This is a genomic window from Sulfitobacter sp. 1A13368 (assembly GCF_043557275.1).
GTDB lineage: Bacteria > Pseudomonadota > Alphaproteobacteria > Rhodobacterales > Rhodobacteraceae > Sulfitobacter > Sulfitobacter faviae.
This window is the reverse complement of the sequence record NZ_JBIFFR010000006.1, coordinates 271,403-287,880: the sequence shown is the minus strand read 5'-3', so window position 1 is coordinate 287,880 and position 16,478 is coordinate 271,403. Positions and strand designations below refer to the sequence as shown.

16 protein-coding genes, 1 tRNA gene and 1 riboswitch are annotated in these 16,478 nt (G+C 61.0%); of the genes, 8 read left to right on the top strand and 9 right to left on the bottom strand.

Features of this window, described 5'->3' with window-relative positions; translation table 11 throughout:
• Nucleotides 1-280 precede the first annotated feature (280 nt).
• A tRNA-Met gene (locus ACGYK4_RS14045) sits at nt 281-357 on the top strand.
• Between the two features lie 214 nt (nt 358-571).
• Here ACGYK4_RS14045 and ACGYK4_RS14040 read toward each other — a convergent pair.
• The 5 genes from ACGYK4_RS14040 to ACGYK4_RS14020 all read right to left on the bottom strand — a co-directional run bounded on the left by ACGYK4_RS14040 (nt 572) and on the right by ACGYK4_RS14020 (nt 5,208).
• Nucleotides 572-1,624: a FecCD family ABC transporter permease gene (locus ACGYK4_RS14040; protein ID WP_394457068.1), complete on the bottom strand. Its 1,053-nt coding sequence runs from the start codon at nt 1,622-1,624 to the stop codon at nt 572-574.
• 6 nt (nt 1,625-1,630) lie between these two features.
• The gene (locus ACGYK4_RS14035; RefSeq protein WP_394457066.1) at nt 1,631-2,566 is read right to left on the bottom strand and encodes an ABC transporter substrate-binding protein; all 936 of its coding nucleotides are present in this window, start codon (nt 2,564-2,566) and stop codon (nt 1,631-1,633) included.
• A gap of 14 nt (nt 2,567-2,580) precedes the next feature.
• Nucleotides 2,581-3,363 (bottom strand): ABC transporter ATP-binding protein, encoded by a 783-nt coding sequence (locus ACGYK4_RS14030; protein WP_394457064.1) that lies wholly within the window; start codon nt 3,361-3,363, stop codon nt 2,581-2,583.
• Nucleotides 3,360-3,767: a DUF1636 family protein gene (locus ACGYK4_RS14025; protein ID WP_394457063.1), complete on the bottom strand. Its 408-nt coding sequence runs from the start codon at nt 3,765-3,767 to the stop codon at nt 3,360-3,362. The genes ACGYK4_RS14030 and ACGYK4_RS14025 overlap by 4 nt, the downstream gene beginning before the upstream one ends.
• A 120-nt stretch (nt 3,768-3,887) precedes the next feature.
• Nucleotides 3,888-4,103: riboswitch (cobalamin riboswitch) on the bottom strand.
• Nucleotides 4,104-4,128: 25 nt separating this feature from the next.
• Nucleotides 4,129-5,208: a CobW family GTP-binding protein gene (locus ACGYK4_RS14020; RefSeq protein WP_394457061.1), complete on the bottom strand. Its 1,080-nt coding sequence runs from the start codon at nt 5,206-5,208 to the stop codon at nt 4,129-4,131.
• A gap of 355 nt (nt 5,209-5,563) precedes the next feature.
• Here ACGYK4_RS14020 and urtA point away from each other — a divergent pair, with 355 nt between their 5' ends.
• The 6 genes from urtA (at nt 5,564) to aspS (ending at nt 13,408) form a co-directional block, all read left to right on the top strand.
• A complete protein-coding gene (gene urtA, locus ACGYK4_RS14015) occupies nt 5,564-6,850 on the top strand; it encodes an urea ABC transporter substrate-binding protein (protein WP_394457059.1) in 1,287 nt (428 codons plus the stop codon).
• Between the two features lie 76 nt (nt 6,851-6,926).
• Nucleotides 6,927-8,855, top strand: a complete 1,929-nt coding sequence (gene urtB, locus ACGYK4_RS14010; RefSeq protein WP_394457057.1) for an urea ABC transporter permease subunit UrtB — start codon at nt 6,927-6,929, stop codon at nt 8,853-8,855.
• A gap of 3 nt (nt 8,856-8,858) precedes the next feature.
• A complete protein-coding gene (urtC, locus tag ACGYK4_RS14005; RefSeq protein WP_394457056.1) occupies nt 8,859-10,040 on the top strand; it encodes an urea ABC transporter permease subunit UrtC in 1,182 nt (393 codons plus the stop codon).
• Nucleotides 10,037-10,792, top strand: a complete 756-nt coding sequence (gene urtD / locus ACGYK4_RS14000; protein WP_322328935.1) for an urea ABC transporter ATP-binding protein UrtD — start codon at nt 10,037-10,039, stop codon at nt 10,790-10,792. Before urtC ends, urtD begins: the two co-directional genes overlap by 4 nt.
• Complete coding sequence (gene urtE / locus ACGYK4_RS13995; RefSeq protein ID WP_271692372.1) at nt 10,779-11,474, top strand: urea ABC transporter ATP-binding subunit UrtE; 696 nt, start codon at nt 10,779-10,781, stop codon at nt 11,472-11,474. The genes urtD and urtE overlap by 14 nt, the downstream gene beginning before the upstream one ends.
• A 158-nt stretch (nt 11,475-11,632) precedes the next feature.
• Complete coding sequence (gene aspS, locus ACGYK4_RS13990; protein ID WP_394457053.1) at nt 11,633-13,408, top strand: aspartate--tRNA ligase; 1,776 nt, start codon at nt 11,633-11,635, stop codon at nt 13,406-13,408.
• Nucleotides 13,409-13,437: 29 nt separating this feature from the next.
• Here the strand turns inward: aspS and ACGYK4_RS13985 are convergent, their stop codons facing one another.
• The 4 genes from ACGYK4_RS13985 to ACGYK4_RS13970 form a co-directional block, all read right to left on the bottom strand.
• Entirely contained in the window at nt 13,438-14,169 is a 732-nt protein-coding gene (locus ACGYK4_RS13985; RefSeq protein WP_394457051.1) for a BglII/BstYI family type II restriction endonuclease, read from the bottom strand.
• The gene (locus ACGYK4_RS13980) at nt 14,153-14,785 is read right to left on the bottom strand and encodes an MT-A70 family methyltransferase (protein ID WP_067261508.1); all 633 of its coding nucleotides are present in this window, start codon (nt 14,783-14,785) and stop codon (nt 14,153-14,155) included. Before ACGYK4_RS13980 ends, ACGYK4_RS13985 begins: the two co-directional genes overlap by 17 nt.
• A 112-nt stretch (nt 14,786-14,897) precedes the next feature.
• Nucleotides 14,898-15,374, bottom strand: a complete 477-nt coding sequence (locus tag ACGYK4_RS13975; protein ID WP_067261510.1) for a hemerythrin domain-containing protein — start codon at nt 15,372-15,374, stop codon at nt 14,898-14,900.
• Nucleotides 15,375-15,432: 58 nt separating this feature from the next.
• Entirely contained in the window at nt 15,433-15,603 is a 171-nt protein-coding gene (locus tag ACGYK4_RS13970; RefSeq protein ID WP_394432070.1) for a hypothetical protein, read from the bottom strand.
• Between the two features lie 149 nt (nt 15,604-15,752).
• On the opposite strand from ACGYK4_RS13970, the gene ACGYK4_RS13965 reads away from it, so the two are divergent.
• Nucleotides 15,753-16,475 carry a GNAT family N-acetyltransferase gene (locus ACGYK4_RS13965; protein WP_394457050.1) on the top strand — a complete coding sequence of 241 codons (723 nt, stop codon included), beginning with the start codon at nt 15,753-15,755 and terminating at the stop codon, nt 16,473-16,475.
• The last annotated feature ends 3 nt before the right edge of the window (nt 16,476-16,478 follow it).

Genomic DNA, 16,478 nt, shown 5'->3' with positions numbered 1-16,478 from the left:
CGCCGATGGTACTGCGTCTTAAGACGTGGGAGAGTAGGTCATCGCCAAACCTAATAAGTTCCTAGACTACAGTATCTCTCTACGATGATCAGATTAACAAAACCGCCGCAGCCCATAGCTGCGGCGGTTTTGTGTTTGAGGGGGGGGAGCTTTCCAGCGGCCATCGAACTTTGGCGGTACGAACGGTAAGCGCGCCGGAGAAAATCTCAAGAAAAATTACCTTTTTTCGTTCGAATGCGCTTGCAGCTCCCGCACTATAAGTCTAAACGGAGGGCATTGGCGCGGGATGGAGCAGCCCGGTAGCTCGTCAGGCTCATAACCTGAAGGTCGTAGGTTCAAATCCTACTCCCGCAACCAATATTAGCGAAGTATCGCTTTCAGAAAGACCCGCCCTCGCCGGCGGGTCTTTCTGCATTTGGGGGGATGTCCCCTTGCTCTACCGCTGTTTAAATTCGTGTTCCGCCAGCTTTGCGAAGAAGACTATTTGCGTCGGTAGAAGGGAAAAGAGTTTAGCACAGGGGCGGGTCAGCGGTTCAGCGCCCGGTTGCAGCGTCTCCCATTGTAATGCGCCTCACCGTATCTGCCGCCGCAGCAGCCAAACGAAAAACACGCCGCCGATCAGTCCCGTAACAATACCGATGGGCATATCGTCGGGGGCCATGATGGTTCTGGCCACGATGTCCGCCCATAAGAGGAACACCGCGCCGCATAGGGCTGAGATGGGCAGCAGGCGGCGGTAGTCGCCGCCGACCATGAGGCGCACGATGTGGGGGATCATCAGGCCGACGAAGCCGATCACCCCAGAGAAGGCGACCATGACCCCCGTGATCAGGGCGCCAATGACGAAGATCGTGAGCCGGAAACGCGCCACGGGGATGCCGAGGGTGGTGGCGGTTTCATCGCCAACGGTCATAGCGTTCAAGTGGCCTGACCTGAGCCAGAGATAGGCGCCGCAGCCCAGCAGGATCACGGCGGGGTAGATGAGTTGGTCCCATCCCGCCAAGCCGAGGCCGCCGAGCATCCAGAACACGACCGTATGTGTGGCCCGTGGATCGCCAAGGAAGATCAGCAAATTGGCGGCGGACATGACGATGAAGGACACGGCGACGCCCGCCAAAACCAGCCGGTCGGCGCTGGTGGCGGCCGCGAATTGCGTGACGGCAAGAACGATCAATATCGCCCCGAGCGAGCCGAGGAAGGCGAGCAGGGGGACGGTCAGCCCTCCGAGGAACAGCCCCGTGTGCAGCAGGGCCAGAATGGCGCCGAATGCGCCACCTGCCGAAATGCCCAGCAGATGCGGGTCTGCTAGCGGATTGCGGGTCACCGCCTGAAGGCTCGCGCCGACGATCGCCAATCCCGCCCCGACCAAACAGGCGAGGATGGCTCTCGGGAGGCGGATGTTCCAGACGATTGCCTCCCGCCCGGCGGACCAGTCCGCGGCCACGGCGCCGGGGGCGGCCTTGTTGGCCAAGATGCCCCAGACGGTTTTGACGGGGACCACGACGGCTCCCACGCTCACCGCAATCGACAGCGATGCCAGCAGGATCGCGATGCCGAACAGGCAAGTGATCCACACCCCCCGCGTGGGTTTCCAAGGCGCTATCGATCGCGGTTTAAACGTCATGAATGCTCACTGCCCCCGAAACGCGGTGGCGAGGGTTTTGACCGCTTCAATGTTGCGCGGACCGGGCGTGGCCTCGACATATTCCAGCACGACGAAACGGTCGTTGCGTACGGCGTCGATGTCGGCGAAGGCGGGGTTCTCCATCATGAAGGCGCGCTTTTGATCGGCGGTGACTTCGCCGTAATTGACGATCACGATGACTTCGGGATCCCGCGCGACCACGGCCTCCCACCCGACGGTGGCCCAGCTTTTCTCAAGGTCGTTCATGATGTTCGTGCCGCCTGCGGCCTCGATCAAAGCGTTTGGCATGGCATAGGCCCCGGCGGTGAAGGGCACATCTTCGCCGCTGTCATAGACAAAGACCCGGGGGGCGGTCTCAAGCGGGGGCAGCGCCGCTAGGAATGCGTCGAGCTCGGCTTGGTAGCCTTCGATCAAGCGCTCGGCGCGATCCGAGACGTCGAAGATCGTGCCGAGATTGCGCAGATCTTTGTACATATCCTCCATCGAGGATGCGGCTTTTTGACCGATATGGATGCAGCTTTCGGTGAGTTCGTAGACTTGAATGCCGAAGGGGGCGAGCGTTTCCGGCGTCACCTCGCCGCCGACCTTCATGCCGTAGTTCCAACCGGCAAAGAAGAAATCGGCATCCGCCCCGATCAGCACCTCCCGCGAGGGGTATTTCGACGACAGTTCCGGCAGCGCCGCGACACCTGCGGTCATCTCTTGGTCCAGTTTGTTCCAGCCCGAGATGCCGGTATAGCCCACCATGCGGTCTGCAAGGCCAAGCACGAGCATCATCTCCAGCAGGTTCACGTCATTGGCGACCGCGGCTTGGGGTGGGTGATCGAAGGTGACTTCGCGGTCGCAGCTTTGCACGGTGGTCTGGGCAATAGCCGATCCGGCGATCATCAGGGCGGCGAGGGTGGTGAGAGTAAGTTTCATAAGAGTTTTCCGTTTCAATCTGGAAGGGCAAATGAGAAATGCGCCGCGCCGCTGGGGGTGAGCCGCTCGCGCTGCGCGTCGACGCGAAATGTTTTTGAGACGAGGTCATCGGTCAGAACCGTATTTGGCGGGCCGAAGCCCTGCGGATAGCCGTCTTTCAGCACCAGCACCTCGTCACAGATGCCATCGGCCATGTTGAGGTCATGAAGTGAGACGACGATGGTCATGTTCAAACCGCGGATCAGGGACACGATTTCAAGCTGGTGGCGTATATCGAGGTGGTTGGTCGGCTCATCCAGAACCAAGACCTGAGGCTCCTGTGCCAAGGCGCGGGCGACCATGACGCGCTGCCTTTCCCCGCCCGAAAGGGTGCCGACATCGCGATGGGCGAGGGGGCGCAGGCTGAGCCGGTCCAAGACGCGGTCGATGATCTGCTCGTCTTTCCGGCTTGATGACGAAAACGCCGCGCGATGAGGCGTGCGGCCAAGGCGGACGATCTCCAAGACCGTCAGCCCAAAGGACGGCGTCTGTTCTTGCAAGACGGCGGCGATGCGCCGCGCGGCGGCACGGGCGGAGAGGGACCAGATATTACGCCCGCCCACATGGATCGATCCCGTTTGGGGCGGTTGAAAACGGTAGAGCAGACGCAAGAGGGTGGATTTGCCCGCGCCATTCGGCCCCAGCACGCCCAAAACGCCACCCGCAGCGACGGTGAAAGACGTAGGATGCAGAACCGGCTGGCCCGATTTTCCCGGCGCCCAGCTCACATCCTTTACTGCAAGGTCGGCGGCCCTCATGAGACGCGCAAGTGGCTGGGTTTCAGCTCGATCATCGCCGCGGGCACCCGCGCAAGGGTGGATATGCGCAGTTTGCCGGGGCGGTCCAGCGAAGAGCACCAGCCGTCATTCAATGTGGCATAGTGCTGGGCGAAGGCCACAAGGTCGTCGATGTCTTCGTCAGGGTCGATATCACCAAAGAGGTAGGTCGCCTTTGCGCTGGCGTGATAGGCCACCGTGCAGGGGCGGTCGCAGCCCGCCATACAGGCCACGCCCGCGACCTCGAAATCCTCGGGGATCGCGGCGCCGGCTGCCGCGATTGCGGCGCTCAGCCTCTGGATTAGGTCAAAGCCCGGGCGGCAATCCGTGCCTTTGTGTTTGCATGAGGTGCAAACCGTAATCCTGTGGTTTTGATGCGTATCCATGTCGCCCTCCGCGAACGCGCGGGGGATCGAGCAGCCATGTTCTACAGCAGGGGAGTTTCCCTGTCGCCATCATGTTCTCCTAACCAGACACCCCGTCTGGGTTGAGTTGCAATTGCGGCCCCTCTCGGCGCCGGTGATGGCAGGTCTCCTGACTCGCGGATCGACGTTCGCCCGAACCTTCCCAAGCCTTAAGCTCAGTGGTTTTTGCCGGGGTCACTCACCGCTCACAGTTGCGGGGGCAGTTACGGTTTCGGCGCGCGTTGCTTACTTTACCGTATTCCCTTTTCATCCCAGACGCCGCTGCGGCGGCTGGAAACCATCGCCCTGATCTGTGGCCGAAGAGCCATGCCGGGTCAAGCTGCTATCTCGCCTGTCGCCCAGGCCCATCGCGCCGGGCGCGCAGCATATCGAGGCTCCGGTTCAGTTCGGGGTTGGTCATGTCGCGGGCGATGACGACGATGCGGGACTGCTGGTCGTCCTTTGGCCAGTCGCGCAGGGGGACGGGCGGATCGAAAAGATGCTGCACGCCGTGAAAGACAAAGGGGGTGGGGACGTCTTCCAGATGCACAATGCCTTTGACCCGCAAAAGATCGGACCCGCGCAGCCTGACCAGCGTGTCGAGCCAAAGGTCGAAAACCTCGGCCGGGATCGGTGCGTCTAGCACGATGGAGGCCGATCCGATCCGTGCATCATGCTGGTGGGTTTGCATTACGGGCGCGGATGCCGAGGGCGCGGCGAAGCCTGAGAGGTTGTCGAGCGGATCCGCCACTGGGGCGGGCGTGAGCCATTCCATAACGTTGCCCGCATCAACCGCCCGCCGCATACCGCTGAGTCCCCAGAGCGATGCAACCGGGATAAGCCCGCGTTCGGCCTTGATGATGCGCGCCGTTTGATTGAGGTCGCGCAGCCTGCCTTCAAAGGCGGCAAGCGCTTGCTGGGTCACCAAGTCGGATTTGCTGAGCACCAGCAGATCGGCCATCGCCACCTGCGAGACGGCTTCGAACTGCTGATCCAGCGTGTCCGGCCCATTCGCGGCATCGACGACCGTCACAACCCCGTCCACGCGGAATTTGCGGGCCAAATAGGGATCGGCCAAGAAAGTCTGGAGAATGGGGCCGGGATCGGCCAGCCCCGTCGTCTCGATCACAACGCGGTCGAATTGCACACGCCACGTTTGCTTACGGCGCTTGAGGTCTTGCAGCGTTCGCGACAGATCCCCCCTGATCGAGCAGCACAGACAGCCCGATTGCATGAGAATGACCTCTTCGTCGGCGGTTTCGATCAGATCGTGGTCAAGCCCGGCCTCACCGAACTCATTCACGACGACCGCGATTTTGGGGGCCTCTTCGCTTGAGACGATATGATTGAGCAGCGTGGTTTTCCCCGCGCCGAGGAAGCCGGTCAGCAGGGTGACGGGGATACGTTTGTCGGTGGCGGGCATGGTTTGCTGGCTCTGCTATGGATTATCTCAGTGACGTTATAACATCACAATATGTGGTGCAACCCGCCGGCCGATGCCCCGCCTTTGCCAAATCCATGCGCTCAGCGCCCAAATTTTGGCAGGTCCACCTCAAATTGCCCAATCAAAGGGCGTTGTTGCTGCGCCGCAGAAAGCGACCTCGGGTTAGGGCTTGTTCCAACGCGCCCTGAAATTGAGGCTGCAGAGGCCTCGCTATGGGGCGGCGCCAAGGGAGTTGTCCGGCAAGGGGGGCATCCGCGCGCGATAACAATAAACGCTGTGTGGAAGAGGCATCATCGCGTCTTTGCTCTTCCGCACACCAAACGGGGATACCGTCATGAAATTTTCCACCAAACGCACAGTCACGGCGACCGCTGCCCTTCTGCTCGCAGGTTCAGCCGCCGCTGCGGCCTGCGACGATCCGATCAAGGTTGGCGTGCTGCACTCCCTCTCGGGGACGATGGCCATTTCCGAGACGACGTTGAAAGACACGATGGAGCTTCTGATCGCGCAGCAGAACGCCGCGGGCGGCTTGCTGGGATGTGAGATCGAAGCGGTCGTCGTTGACCCGGCATCCGACTGGCCGCTGTTCGCCGAAAAGGCGCGTGAGCTTCTCACCGTCTCCGAGGTGGATGTCATCTTTGGCTCTTGGACCTCGGTCTCGCGCAAATCCGCGCTGCCCGTTCTGGAAGAGCTGAACGGGCTGATGTTCTACCCCGTCCAATATGAGGGCGAGGAAAGCTCGCGCAATGTGTTCTACACCGGTGCGGCCCCGAACCAGCAGGCGATTCCGGCCACCGACTATTTCCTTGAGGAACTGGGCGTCGAGAAATTCGCGCTGCTGGGCACTGACTATGTCTATCCGAGAACCACCAACAACATTCTTGAGCAATACCTGCTGGACAAGGGCATCCCCGAAGAGAACATCTTCGTCAACTACACGCCTTTCGGCCATTCTGACTGGTCCACGATCGTGTCGGATGTGGTCGAACTGGGCGCGGATGGCTCGCAGGTGGGCGTGATCTCAACCATCAATGGCGATGCGAATATCGGCTTTTACAAAGAACTTGCCGCGGCGGGCATCTCTGCCGATGACATTCCGGTCGTCGCCTTCTCGGTCGGGGAGGAAGAGCTTTCGGGCCTCGATACCGCTGACCTCGTGGGGCACCTCGCGGCGTGGAACTACTTCCAATCGGCTGAATCCGAGCAGAATGACGAATGGGTCGCCGCGTGGAAAGAGGCGATGGGCGAAGACCGGGTGACCAATGACCCGATGGAGGCGCATTACATCGGTTTCAACATGTGGGTGAACGCGGTCACTGAAGCAGGCGCCACGGATGTGGATGCGGTGCGTGCGGCGATGTATGGGCAGGAGTTCCCGAACCTCACCGGCGGAACGGCTGTCATGCTGCCCAATCACCACCTCGCCAAGCCTGTGTTGATCGGTGAAATCACCGAAGACGGCCAATTCGACATCATCAGCCAGACCGAAGAAGTGCCGGGCGATGCATGGACGGATTTCCTGCCTGAATCGGCGGTTCTGGTCTCCGATTGGAAAGACCTCGAATGCGGCATGTACAACAAAGAGACTGAGACCTGCGTTCAGTTGACTTCAAACTACTGAACCCAAGAGCCGGGCGCGCCCTCAGCCGTGCCCGGCATCCGTTTTAACCACTTCCTCTCCGAAAGCCCCATACCTCATGGTTCGAATGCTGCTCAGCCTGATGTGCTTGCTGGCCTCTGTCGGTTTTGCATCCGCTCAGGACCTCCAGTCCCTTTTGCAGACCCACGAAGCGGAGGTGGTCAAACCCTCGCGTAAATCGGTCGGTGTCCTATTGGACGATCTGGTGGCCTCGGACTTGCCGCAGGTGCCAGCCTTTCTGGAGCAATGGGCCGAGCGGAACGTCTGGCAAGACGATACCTCGGGCCTGTTCTACTTTGGGGCCGAGGCGGATGATACACTCGCGCTGCGCGACATAGATACGGGCGAAGAGGCCACTGCGCCCTCGGACGGGTTCAGCCAATTGCGCCCCAATGGCGGCGTGCGGCGTGTCATTGGCACCGCATTGGTGCAGTTTCAACTGTCCGATCCCGATCCTGCGCGCCGCCGCGCCGCGCTTGAAAGCATCGCGCGTCGCAGCGATGCCAGCCAGCTTGGCCCGCTCCTGGCCTCCCTCGACGGGGAGGATGACCCCGCCCTGCGCGCCCGGAAGGAGCAATTGGCCAATTTCCTGACCGCGCGCTTTGGGCAGGCGGCTGATGAGCGCATTCGTGCGATTGAAAGCCTATCCTCCGATACCTCACTCGAAGCGCGGGCGGTGCTGAGCCAGATCCTCTCGGCCAAGACCGGCGTGGCCGAACAGCAGCCCGAGGGGAACATCGCCCGCATTCTTGATCCCATGGCAGCACCCTCGGCAAGCTATGAGACGCTGGTCGAGGCGGGCCTCGCCCCTGGGATCGTGCCACAAGGCGAGATACGCGCAGCGCTGATGGCCAATATCGTCGATGGCCGGGTGGGCGGCGTTCCTCTGGCGCAATTGGATAACCCGGCGCGGCGTGTGGATGCCTATCGCGCGCTTGCCGAGGCAGGCAGCGTGCCGCCTCTGGTGACGCAGGAAGATATCGACACCGCTTTGCAGAACGCTGTCTTTTACGAGCGTTACGCAGAGGAGGACGCCGCGATCACCGACGCGGCCCGCGCCACGCTCGACGCGGTCGAAACGCGGGTCGGCTGGGCGCAGACGTTGGATTTGACACTCGACGGTCTTTCGCTGGCCTCGATCTATTTCCTCGCCGCGATTGGGCTCGCGATCACCTTTGGGCAGATGGGGGTCATCAACATGGCCCATGGCGAGTTTATCATGATGGGGGCCTATACGGGCTATGTGGTGCAGCTCATCGTTCCCGATTACACGGTGTCGCTTCTGATCGCGCTGCCGCTGGCCTTTGCCGTCACCTTTGGCGCGGGCGTCGCGATGGAGCGGCTGGTGATCCGCCATCTCTACCATCGCCCGCTTGAGACTCTTTTGGCGACCTTCGGCATCTCAATCGCCCTGCAGCAGATCGCCAAGAACATCTTTGGCACGCAGGCCCGTCCGCTGACATCGCCCGAATGGCTGCGCGGGGCGCTGGTGATCTCGGATGTGGTTCAGATCAGTTTCATTCGCATCGCCATTTTCGTGCTCGCGCTGATCTTTCTGTTCTTGCTGCTGTATATTCTCAAGCGTACGCGCCTTGGCTTGGAGGTGCGCGCGGTGACGCAGAACCCCGGCATGGCGGCCTCAATGGGGATCAACCCGGATCGCATCAACATGATGACCTTCGGGCTGGGCTCCGGCATCGCCGGGGTCGCGGGCGTCGGCATCGGGCTTTATGCGCAGGTCACCTCCGAGATGGGCACGAATTACATCGTGCAAAGCTTCATGACCGTCGTGGTGGGCGGTGTCGGATCGGTCTTCGGCACGCTGGCGGGCGCGGGGCTGATCGGCTTCCTGCAAAAGGGGATCGAGTGGTTGAACCCCTCCAATACGCTGGCGGCCCAGACCTATATGATCCTTTTCATCATCCTGTTCATTCAATTCCGGCCCAAGGGCATTGTCGCCCCCAAAGGCCGGGCAGCGGCGGATTGAGCCATGACCCAGACGCACAGCCAACGCAGTTCCTTCATCGGGCGCAATCCTTCGGTTCTCTACTTCCTCGCCGCGCTGGGCCTGTTCACGGCCCTTGTCACGGTGATGTCCGAAGCGGTCGGCACCGGGCTTGTCTCAACCTCTTTCGTCAAGACGCTGGGCAAAACCCTTTGCCTGTGCCTTGTGGCCATCGCGATGGATGTGGTCTGGGGATATTGCGGCATCCTCAGCCTTGGGCATTTCGCCTTTTTCGGGATCGGGGGCTACGCCATCGGGATGTGGCTCATGTATGCGCGCACCGAGATCATCGTGGCCGAGAGCCTCGCCGGTCAGACCATCCCGCCCACGCCGCAGGAGATATCGGACGCGATCGGAAACCAGATTTTCGGGGTTGTCGGCTCATCCGACTTTCCGCTGATCTGGGCCTTTGCGGACAGCCTGTGGATTCAATTGGCCTTCGTCGTGCTGATCCCCGGCGCGCTGGCGCTGGTCTTTGGCTGGCTTGCCTTCCGCAGCCGCGTCAATGGGGTCTACCTGTCGATCCTAACCCAAGCGATGACACTGGCGCTGGCGCTTTACCTCTTCCAGAACGACAGCGGGCTGCGGGGCAACAATGGCCTGTCGGGCCTACAAAACATCCCCGGTTTCGCCGACAGCGGGCAAGACGTGGTCTCAATCGTCTTCTTCCTCGCCTCCGCCGTGGCGCTCGCATTGGGCTATCTGTTCTTCGCTTGGATCACCGACAGCAAGCTGGGCAATATCATCCAAGCCATCCGCGACGATGAATCGCGCGTCCGTTTCCTCGGCTATCATGTGGAAAGCTATAAGCTCTTCGTCTTCACCATCACCGCCATCGTCGCAGGCATCGCGGGCGTGCTCTATTACCCGCAGGCGGGCATCATCAACCCGGCTGAGATCGCGCCCATCGCCTCGATCTATCTGGCGGTCTGGGTCGCCATTGGCGGGCGAGGGCGGCTTTACGGGGCGGTCATCGGGGCGGCGGTGGTCTCGCTCCTGTCCAGTTGGTTCACGGGGGGCGGCGCGCCCAGCATCGATCTGGGGGTCTATACGATCCACTGGGTCGATTGGTGGCTGGTGCTGCTTGGCCTGAGCTTTGTACTTATCACGCTGTTTGCGCCCAAGGGCATCGGCGGCCTCTTTGACAAACTGGTGCGCAAGTCATGACTTCTCTTTTGGAAATGTCCGGAATTTCGAAGTCCTTTGACGGGTTTCAGGCGATCAAAAACCTCAGCCTCCAGATCGGGGAGCCGGAATTGCGGGCCGTCATCGGCCCCAATGGGGCGGGCAAAACCACCTTCATGGATATCATCACCGGCAAGACGAAGCCGGATGAGGGCTATATTCGCTTCGGCGAAGACAGCCGCTCGCTCATCGGCCTGTCGGAAAGCCAGATCGCCATGCTGGGGATCGGGCGGAAGTTTCAAAAGCCCACGGTTTTCGAGGCGCAAAGCGTGCGCGAAAACCTTGCCATGGCGCTCAAGAACCCGCGGGGCACCTTCTCGGTCCTGTTTTATCGCAAGAGTGCGGAGGGGGCGGCGCGGCTTGAACAGATCGCCGATGAGATCAACCTGACCGCCCATCTCTCCCGCCCTGCCGGAGAGTTGAGCCACGGGCAAAAACAATGGCTGGAGATCGGGATGCTGCTTGCGCAATCGCCGCGCCTGCTGCTGGTGGATGAGCCCGCCGCAGGCATGACCGCGCATGAGCGCGAGCACACCACCGACATCCTGAGAAAGGCGGCCGAGACCCGCGCCGTTATCGTGGTGGAGCATGATATGGAGTTCGTGCGGCGGCTGAACTGCAAGGTGACCGTATTGCACGAAGGATCGGTGCTGGCCGAAGGGTCACTGGACCATGTGACCAACAATCAAACCGTTATTGACGTTTATTTGGGGCGCACCGATGCTGGAGATTGAGAACCTGAGCCTGAAATACGGGCAATCCCAGATCCTTCATGACATCACCTTGAACGCCCCCGTGGGGCAGGTGACCTGCGTGACCGGCACGAATGGGGTCGGCAAGACGAGCCTGCTGAAAGCCATCGCCGGGCGGCATCCTTTCTCAGACGGGGCGATCAGGCTTAATGGCGTGGAATTGCAACCGGGGCGTGCGGCACTCTCGGCCAAGGCGGGCGTCGGATATGTGCCGCAGGGGCGTGAGATTTTTCCACTGATGACTGTGCAAGAGAACCTTGAGACGGGCTTTGCCTGCCTGCCCAAGTCCGAGCGCAGAATCCCGGATGATATCTTTGATCTGTTCCCCGTGCTCGCTGAGATGAAGACCCGGCGCGGGGGGGACCTGTCTGGCGGTCAACAACAGCAGCTTTCCATTGCCCGCGCACTCATCGCGCGGCCCAGCGTGCTGCTGTTGGATGAACCCACCGAGGGGATTCAGCCCAATATCATCCAGATGATTGGCCGCACCATCCGGCTTCTGCGCGATCGGGGGGAGTTGGCCATCGTGTTGGTCGAGCAGAACTTCGATTTTGCCTATAACAACGCGGATCATTTCCACGTCATGCAGCGCGGTCAGATCACCCAATCGATCCCAAAGGCAGAAGCGAAAAGAGAGCAGCTTTTGGATGCACTTGCGCTCTAGCTGACCCCTCAAAGAGGGATCGCGCAGGACTCCGGCTGGGGGGCTAGGCGCGGAAACCTCCTATTATTGTGGGGGCGCGTGGCAGCAAAGTCTTGACTTCCCGAGCGTCAAACGGTGTACCTGCGCGAAACCTGAAATAGCCCTAGGAAGGGACCATCATGCACGCCTATCGCAGCCATACCTGTGCCGATCTGAGCCTTGAGAACAAGGGTGACAATGTGCGCCTGTCCGGCTGGGTGCACCGGGTGCGCGATCACGGCGGCGTGCTGTTTTTGGACCTGCGCGACCATTACGGCATCACGCAGGTGATCTGCGACCCCGACAGCCCGGCCTTCGCCGAGATGGAGAAGGTCCGCGCGGAGTGGTGTGTGCGCATCGACGGCACCGTCAAGGCGCGCGATGAGAGCCTGATCAACCCCAAGCTGCCCACGGGCGAGATTGAGGTCTACGCGCGCGACATCGAAATCTTGGGCTCTGCTGCCGAGCTGCCGCTTCAGGTCTTCGGCGATCAAGAGTACCCCGAAGAGACGCGCCTGCGCTATCGCTACCTCGACCTGCGCCGCGAGAAGATGCAAAAGAACATGGCGCTGCGCTCTGACGTGGTGGCCTCGATCCGCAAGCGCATGTGGGATCAGAACTTCCGCGAGTTCCAGACGCCGATCATCACCGCCTCCTCCCCCGAGGGCGCGCGCGACTTCCTCGTGCCGTCGCGTCTGCATCCGGGCAAGTTCTACGCCCTGCCGCAGGCCCCGCAGCAATTCAAACAGCTGCTCATGGTTTCGGGCTTTGACAAATACTTCCAGATCGCACCCTGCTTCCGCGACGAAGACCCGCGCGCCGACCGCTCGCCCACCGATTTCTACCAGCTCGACATGGAGATGTCCTTTGTCACGCAGCAGGACGTCTTCGACACGATCCAGCCGGTGATCGCAGGCATCTTCGAAGAGTTCGGCGGCGGCAAGAAGGTCGACGAGACTTGGGAGCAGATTTCCTACAAGGACGCCGCGCTGTGGTATGGCTCCGACAAGCCCGACCTGCGCAACCCGATCAAGATGCAGGTGGTGAGCGAGCACTTCCGCGATTCCGGCTTCGCGATCTTTGCCAAACTGCTTGAGCAGGAAGGCACCGAAATCCGCGCCATTCCCGCGCCCACAGGCGGCAGCCGCAAGTTCTGCGACCGTATGAACGCCTTTGCGCAGAAGGAAGGTCTGCCCGGCATGGGCTATATCTTCTGGCGCGATCAGGGCAACGGAATGGAAGCGGCAGGCCCGCTGGCCAAGAACATCGGGCCCGAGCGCACCGAAGCGATCCGCCAGCAATTGGGTCTGGGCGTCGGCGATGCGGCCTTCTTCCTCGGCGGCAAGCCGAAGAGCTTTGAGGCCGTCGCGGGCCGTGCGCGTAACGTCATCGGCGAGGAGTTGAACCTCACCGACAAGGAGCGTTTCGCCTTTGCATGGATCGTGGATTTCCCGATCTACGAGCGCGACGAAGAGACTGGCAAGATCGACTTCGAGCACAACCCCTTCTCCATGCCCCAAGGCGGAATGGAGGCGCTGGAGGGCGATCCGCTCAAGGTGCTGGGCTACCAATATGACCTCGCCTGCAACGGCTATGAGTTGGTCTCGGGCGCGATCCGGAATCACAAGCCCGAGATCATGTTCAAGGCGTTTGAGATCGCAGGCTATGGCGAAGACGAGGTGCGCAAGCGCTTTGGTGGCATGGTCAACGCCTTCCAATACGGTGCGCCGCCCCACGGTGGCTGTGCTGCGGGCATCGACCGTATCGTCATGCTGCTGGCCGAAGAGCAGAACATCCGCGAAGTCATCCTCTTCCCGATGAACCAGCGCGCCGAAGACCTGATGATGAACGCGCCTTCCGAGCCCACCAGCGATCAGCTGATGGAACTGGGTCTGCGGGTCATCCCGCAGGAGTGATCCTGTCTGAATGAAACGTCGCCCCCGGCTTAACCGGGGGTGATATTGCCCGGTAGGATGCCCAGCACCAGAACCGGGCAGCCGCCGCTGCGCCCGGCGGCGATTCGGCTGATCAGCTTGTGGGTGCCGGTGGTGCTGGCTCCGAATTTCGCGCTGACGGTCTTGTCGGTCTCATTGCCAAATTTGTCCAGGCAATTGCCGAGCGATTTGAAAAAATCGTTCGACAGTTCGCGCGTGACAATGACGCCCACGTCGATCACCCCCGCTTCGAAGAAGCTGCGAAAGGCGTAAAGGTCGCGGTCGTAAGTCTGGTCCTTGCTGTTCCACTCATAGTCGAACGCCACCCGGCCGCGCCAAAAGTCGACCATATGATTGTGGATGAAGTCTTCGCGGATGATGCGGTCAACCTCGGGGGCGCTGTCGCCTTTGCCCGCGGTGAGTTGCACCAGCAGGTCGGCCTTGATGCGCACTTCTTCGTGGAAGTTCTCGGCAGCCGCATATTGCGCGAAACGGGTGGTAGCCGACATGCGGTTGCCCCCCGGCGCGCGGATTTCATCGCGGCTGATGGTGAATTGGCGCAGCACCCGGATGATCGCGGCCAGTTCCTCGGGCGCGCGCTGTTGCAGCACGGCGGCGGCGCTGCGGTAGCTGGTGACGGAATAGCGGTCGCGCAGATCGACGGGCAGCAGGTCTTCGACAAGTCTTTCGTCGTCGAAAACCGCGTCGTCGATGCGCCGCGCCAGATTACTCAGCCGCGACACTGGAATTGTAGCTGTAGGTCTTCCAATCGGGCTTGTAATCCGCCTCGGCCTGATTGCCCCAGACGGTCCACCCCTCACGCACGCCACGCCCGAAGAGTTCGAGGTAGGGGCCCCAAGAGCAGCTTTCGATCAGGTCATATTGCTCATCCGGCTTGCGCGAATGTTCGCGCTTGCGGGTTTGCAGCATGTTCACCTGCCGCCGCCCGGCGTCGAGCGTGCGCACGTTCTTACCACGCACGCCGAAAAGCAAAATCTCGGTCACATTGCGGAAGTAAAAACCCACGCCGCGCCCATCACTGCCGCCATCCTTGCGGATTTTGTGCCAGATGATGTTGGATTTATACTCAAACCCCCAAGCCTTGAGCACCTGCAACCCTTCGGGCAGCAGCGCATTTGGCACCCACATGTAGCAATGCGCGCGGTCTTCGAGGTGATCGGCCACGGGCAGGGCGCAGATATCCTCAACCGTCATCGTGGGATAACGGGCCAAGCGCTTATGCTCGGGCGCGACCTTTCCGGTGCGATTGGTAAAGCGCCACGGCGGGTCCGCCATGACGCATCCAAACCGGTCTTTGCCCAGAAAGTCGCGTAGGTCTTGTGATGGATTATCGCTCATATCCAATATATTGCGTTCCCTCGGGCTTTCTTGCAACCGCAACCTGCCCGGCGGGGCTGGATATCCACAAGAACGTTAAGGGAACACATCTAGCAGGGAAGAGCGGCTTGGGTCAATCCTCAAGGCTGTCTTCGCGCTTTTCCTCGATGAGTTTGGCTTCCTTTTCCTTACGCTTCAGGAACTTGTCGCCGAAGGCATCGTTCTGTTCCTCGCCGATAACCTTTTTCGCGCGGGTAAAAAGCTCGTCTTCTTCCTCATCCATGTGATGCTCGTAATCGTGCTTGAGCTGCTTGAAACGAGTCAGCCAAGCCGAAGAGGACATATCGGTTTCGCGCAATTCCTCCATGATGTCGTCAAGCTGCTGGTGCTCATGCACCGAATGGCGGGCGTGATCTTGGCCCCATGTCTCGGACATCAGCGTGGAATAAAAGGTCTCTTCCTCGGCGGCGGCGTGGGATTTCACGTCATGGTAAAAACGGTCCCAAGCTTTGCGGCGCTCGGCGCTGTCGCCTTCGGTGTCGGCAATGGTGTTCAACAGGGCGCGGTGTTCATCATGATCTTCTTTGATCGCGTCATAGATGGAGGGCATGGGGAAATCCTTTGGTGTTACCTGTGGCTAACGCCGCAGCCACCGGCAGGTTCCCGCCTTAGAAGACCGTGCCCTGCGCCGCTTGGCTGGCAACCTCTTGGAACAGCCCGCCGGTTTGCGCGTGAAATGCGGCCAAGGCGACGACCACCAGTCCAAGCGCATTCGCGCCCACAACGATCCAATCGACCGGCTTTGCGGGTGTCGCGCTGTCCTTGATGTGCTGGCTCATCTCACCCTCCCGGGCCTTTGCGGTTGCGACGATGCTGAAGGCTGATTGTGGCATCAATGTGTAGCTTGGAGGCCAAGACTGGGGTCTGACGCGATTATTTCAAGTTTATTCAGCTTGGCTGCTCGAAAACGCCGGTGCATAACTTTTCCATGAACAGTAAATCTGACCCGCGCCCCGTTGGCCCCCTTGTCGAGAATTGGTCCGAGCCGCCACGCCCGGGGGGTGAGGTGCTCACCGGGCAGCATGTGGTGTTGGAACCGCTTTCGGCCGAGAAACATGCGGCACTGCTTTACCCCGCCTATCTGGGGGAGGATCACGTTTGGGATTATCTGCCCTACGGGCCATTCTCTTCGGCGGCGCAGTACCACCGCTGGGTGCGCGACAATGCGGAAAAGGCCGATCCCTATTTCATGGCCGTAAAGGACCGCGCGCGGGATCAATGGCTCGGCGTGGCGAGTTTCCTGCGGATCAAGCCCGAGGCGGGCAGCATCGAAGTGGGCCATATCAACTTTAGCCCCGCGCTTCAGCGGACCCCGGCGGCGACCGAGGCGATATTCCTGATGATGCAATGGGCCTTTGAGGCGGGCTATCGCAGGTTCGAGTGGAAGTGCGATGCGCTGAACCGTCCGTCGCGCCGCGCGGCGCAGCGTCTGGGGCTGAGTTATGAGGGCGTCTTCCGGCAGGCAACCATCGTCAAAGGGCGCAATCGCGACACGGCTTGGTTCGCCGCGATCGACACGGAATGGCCCGCGCTGAAAGAGGCGTTCGAGGTCTGGCTTGCCCCCGGCAATTTCGACGGGCAGGGGCAGCAGAAAGAGCGGCTTGGCGATCTGACCCGCCTTGTCCGGGTGGCCGGGGATCCGACGCTTTAACCC

Excerpts from the sequence above, each read along its gene's own strand:
- ACGYK4_RS14040 (WP_394457068.1), bottom strand. The coding sequence starts at position 1,624 with ATGACGTTTAAACCGCGATCGATAGCGCCTTGGAAACCCACGCGGGGG.
- ACGYK4_RS14035 (WP_394457066.1), bottom strand. The coding sequence starts at position 2,566 with ATGAAACTTACTCTCACCACCCTCGCCGCCCTGATGATCGCCGGATCG.
- ACGYK4_RS14030 (WP_394457064.1), bottom strand. The coding sequence starts at position 3,363 with ATGAGGGCCGCCGACCTTGCAGTAAAGGATGTGAGCTGGGCGCCGGGA.
- ACGYK4_RS14025 (WP_394457063.1), bottom strand. The coding sequence starts at position 3,767 with ATGGATACGCATCAAAACCACAGGATTACGGTTTGCACCTCATGCAAA.
- ACGYK4_RS14020 (WP_394457061.1), bottom strand. The coding sequence starts at position 5,208 with ATGCCCGCCACCGACAAACGTATCCCCGTCACCCTGCTGACCGGCTTC.
- urtA (WP_394457059.1), top strand. The coding sequence starts at position 5,564 with ATGAAATTTTCCACCAAACGCACAGTCACGGCGACCGCTGCCCTTCTG.
- urtB (WP_394457057.1), top strand. The coding sequence starts at position 6,927 with ATGGTTCGAATGCTGCTCAGCCTGATGTGCTTGCTGGCCTCTGTCGGT.
- urtC (WP_394457056.1), top strand. The coding sequence starts at position 8,859 with ATGACCCAGACGCACAGCCAACGCAGTTCCTTCATCGGGCGCAATCCT.
- urtD (WP_322328935.1), top strand. The coding sequence starts at position 10,037 with ATGACTTCTCTTTTGGAAATGTCCGGAATTTCGAAGTCCTTTGACGGG.
- urtE (WP_271692372.1), top strand. The coding sequence starts at position 10,779 with ATGCTGGAGATTGAGAACCTGAGCCTGAAATACGGGCAATCCCAGATC.
- aspS (WP_394457053.1), top strand. The coding sequence starts at position 11,633 with ATGCACGCCTATCGCAGCCATACCTGTGCCGATCTGAGCCTTGAGAAC.
- ACGYK4_RS13980 (WP_067261508.1), bottom strand. The coding sequence starts at position 14,785 with ATGAGCGATAATCCATCACAAGACCTACGCGACTTTCTGGGCAAAGAC.
- ACGYK4_RS13975 (WP_067261510.1), bottom strand. The coding sequence starts at position 15,374 with ATGCCCTCCATCTATGACGCGATCAAAGAAGATCATGATGAACACCGC.
- ACGYK4_RS13970 (WP_394432070.1), bottom strand. The coding sequence starts at position 15,603 with ATGAGCCAGCACATCAAGGACAGCGCGACACCCGCAAAGCCGGTCGAT.
- ACGYK4_RS13965 (WP_394457050.1), top strand. The coding sequence starts at position 15,753 with ATGAACAGTAAATCTGACCCGCGCCCCGTTGGCCCCCTTGTCGAGAAT.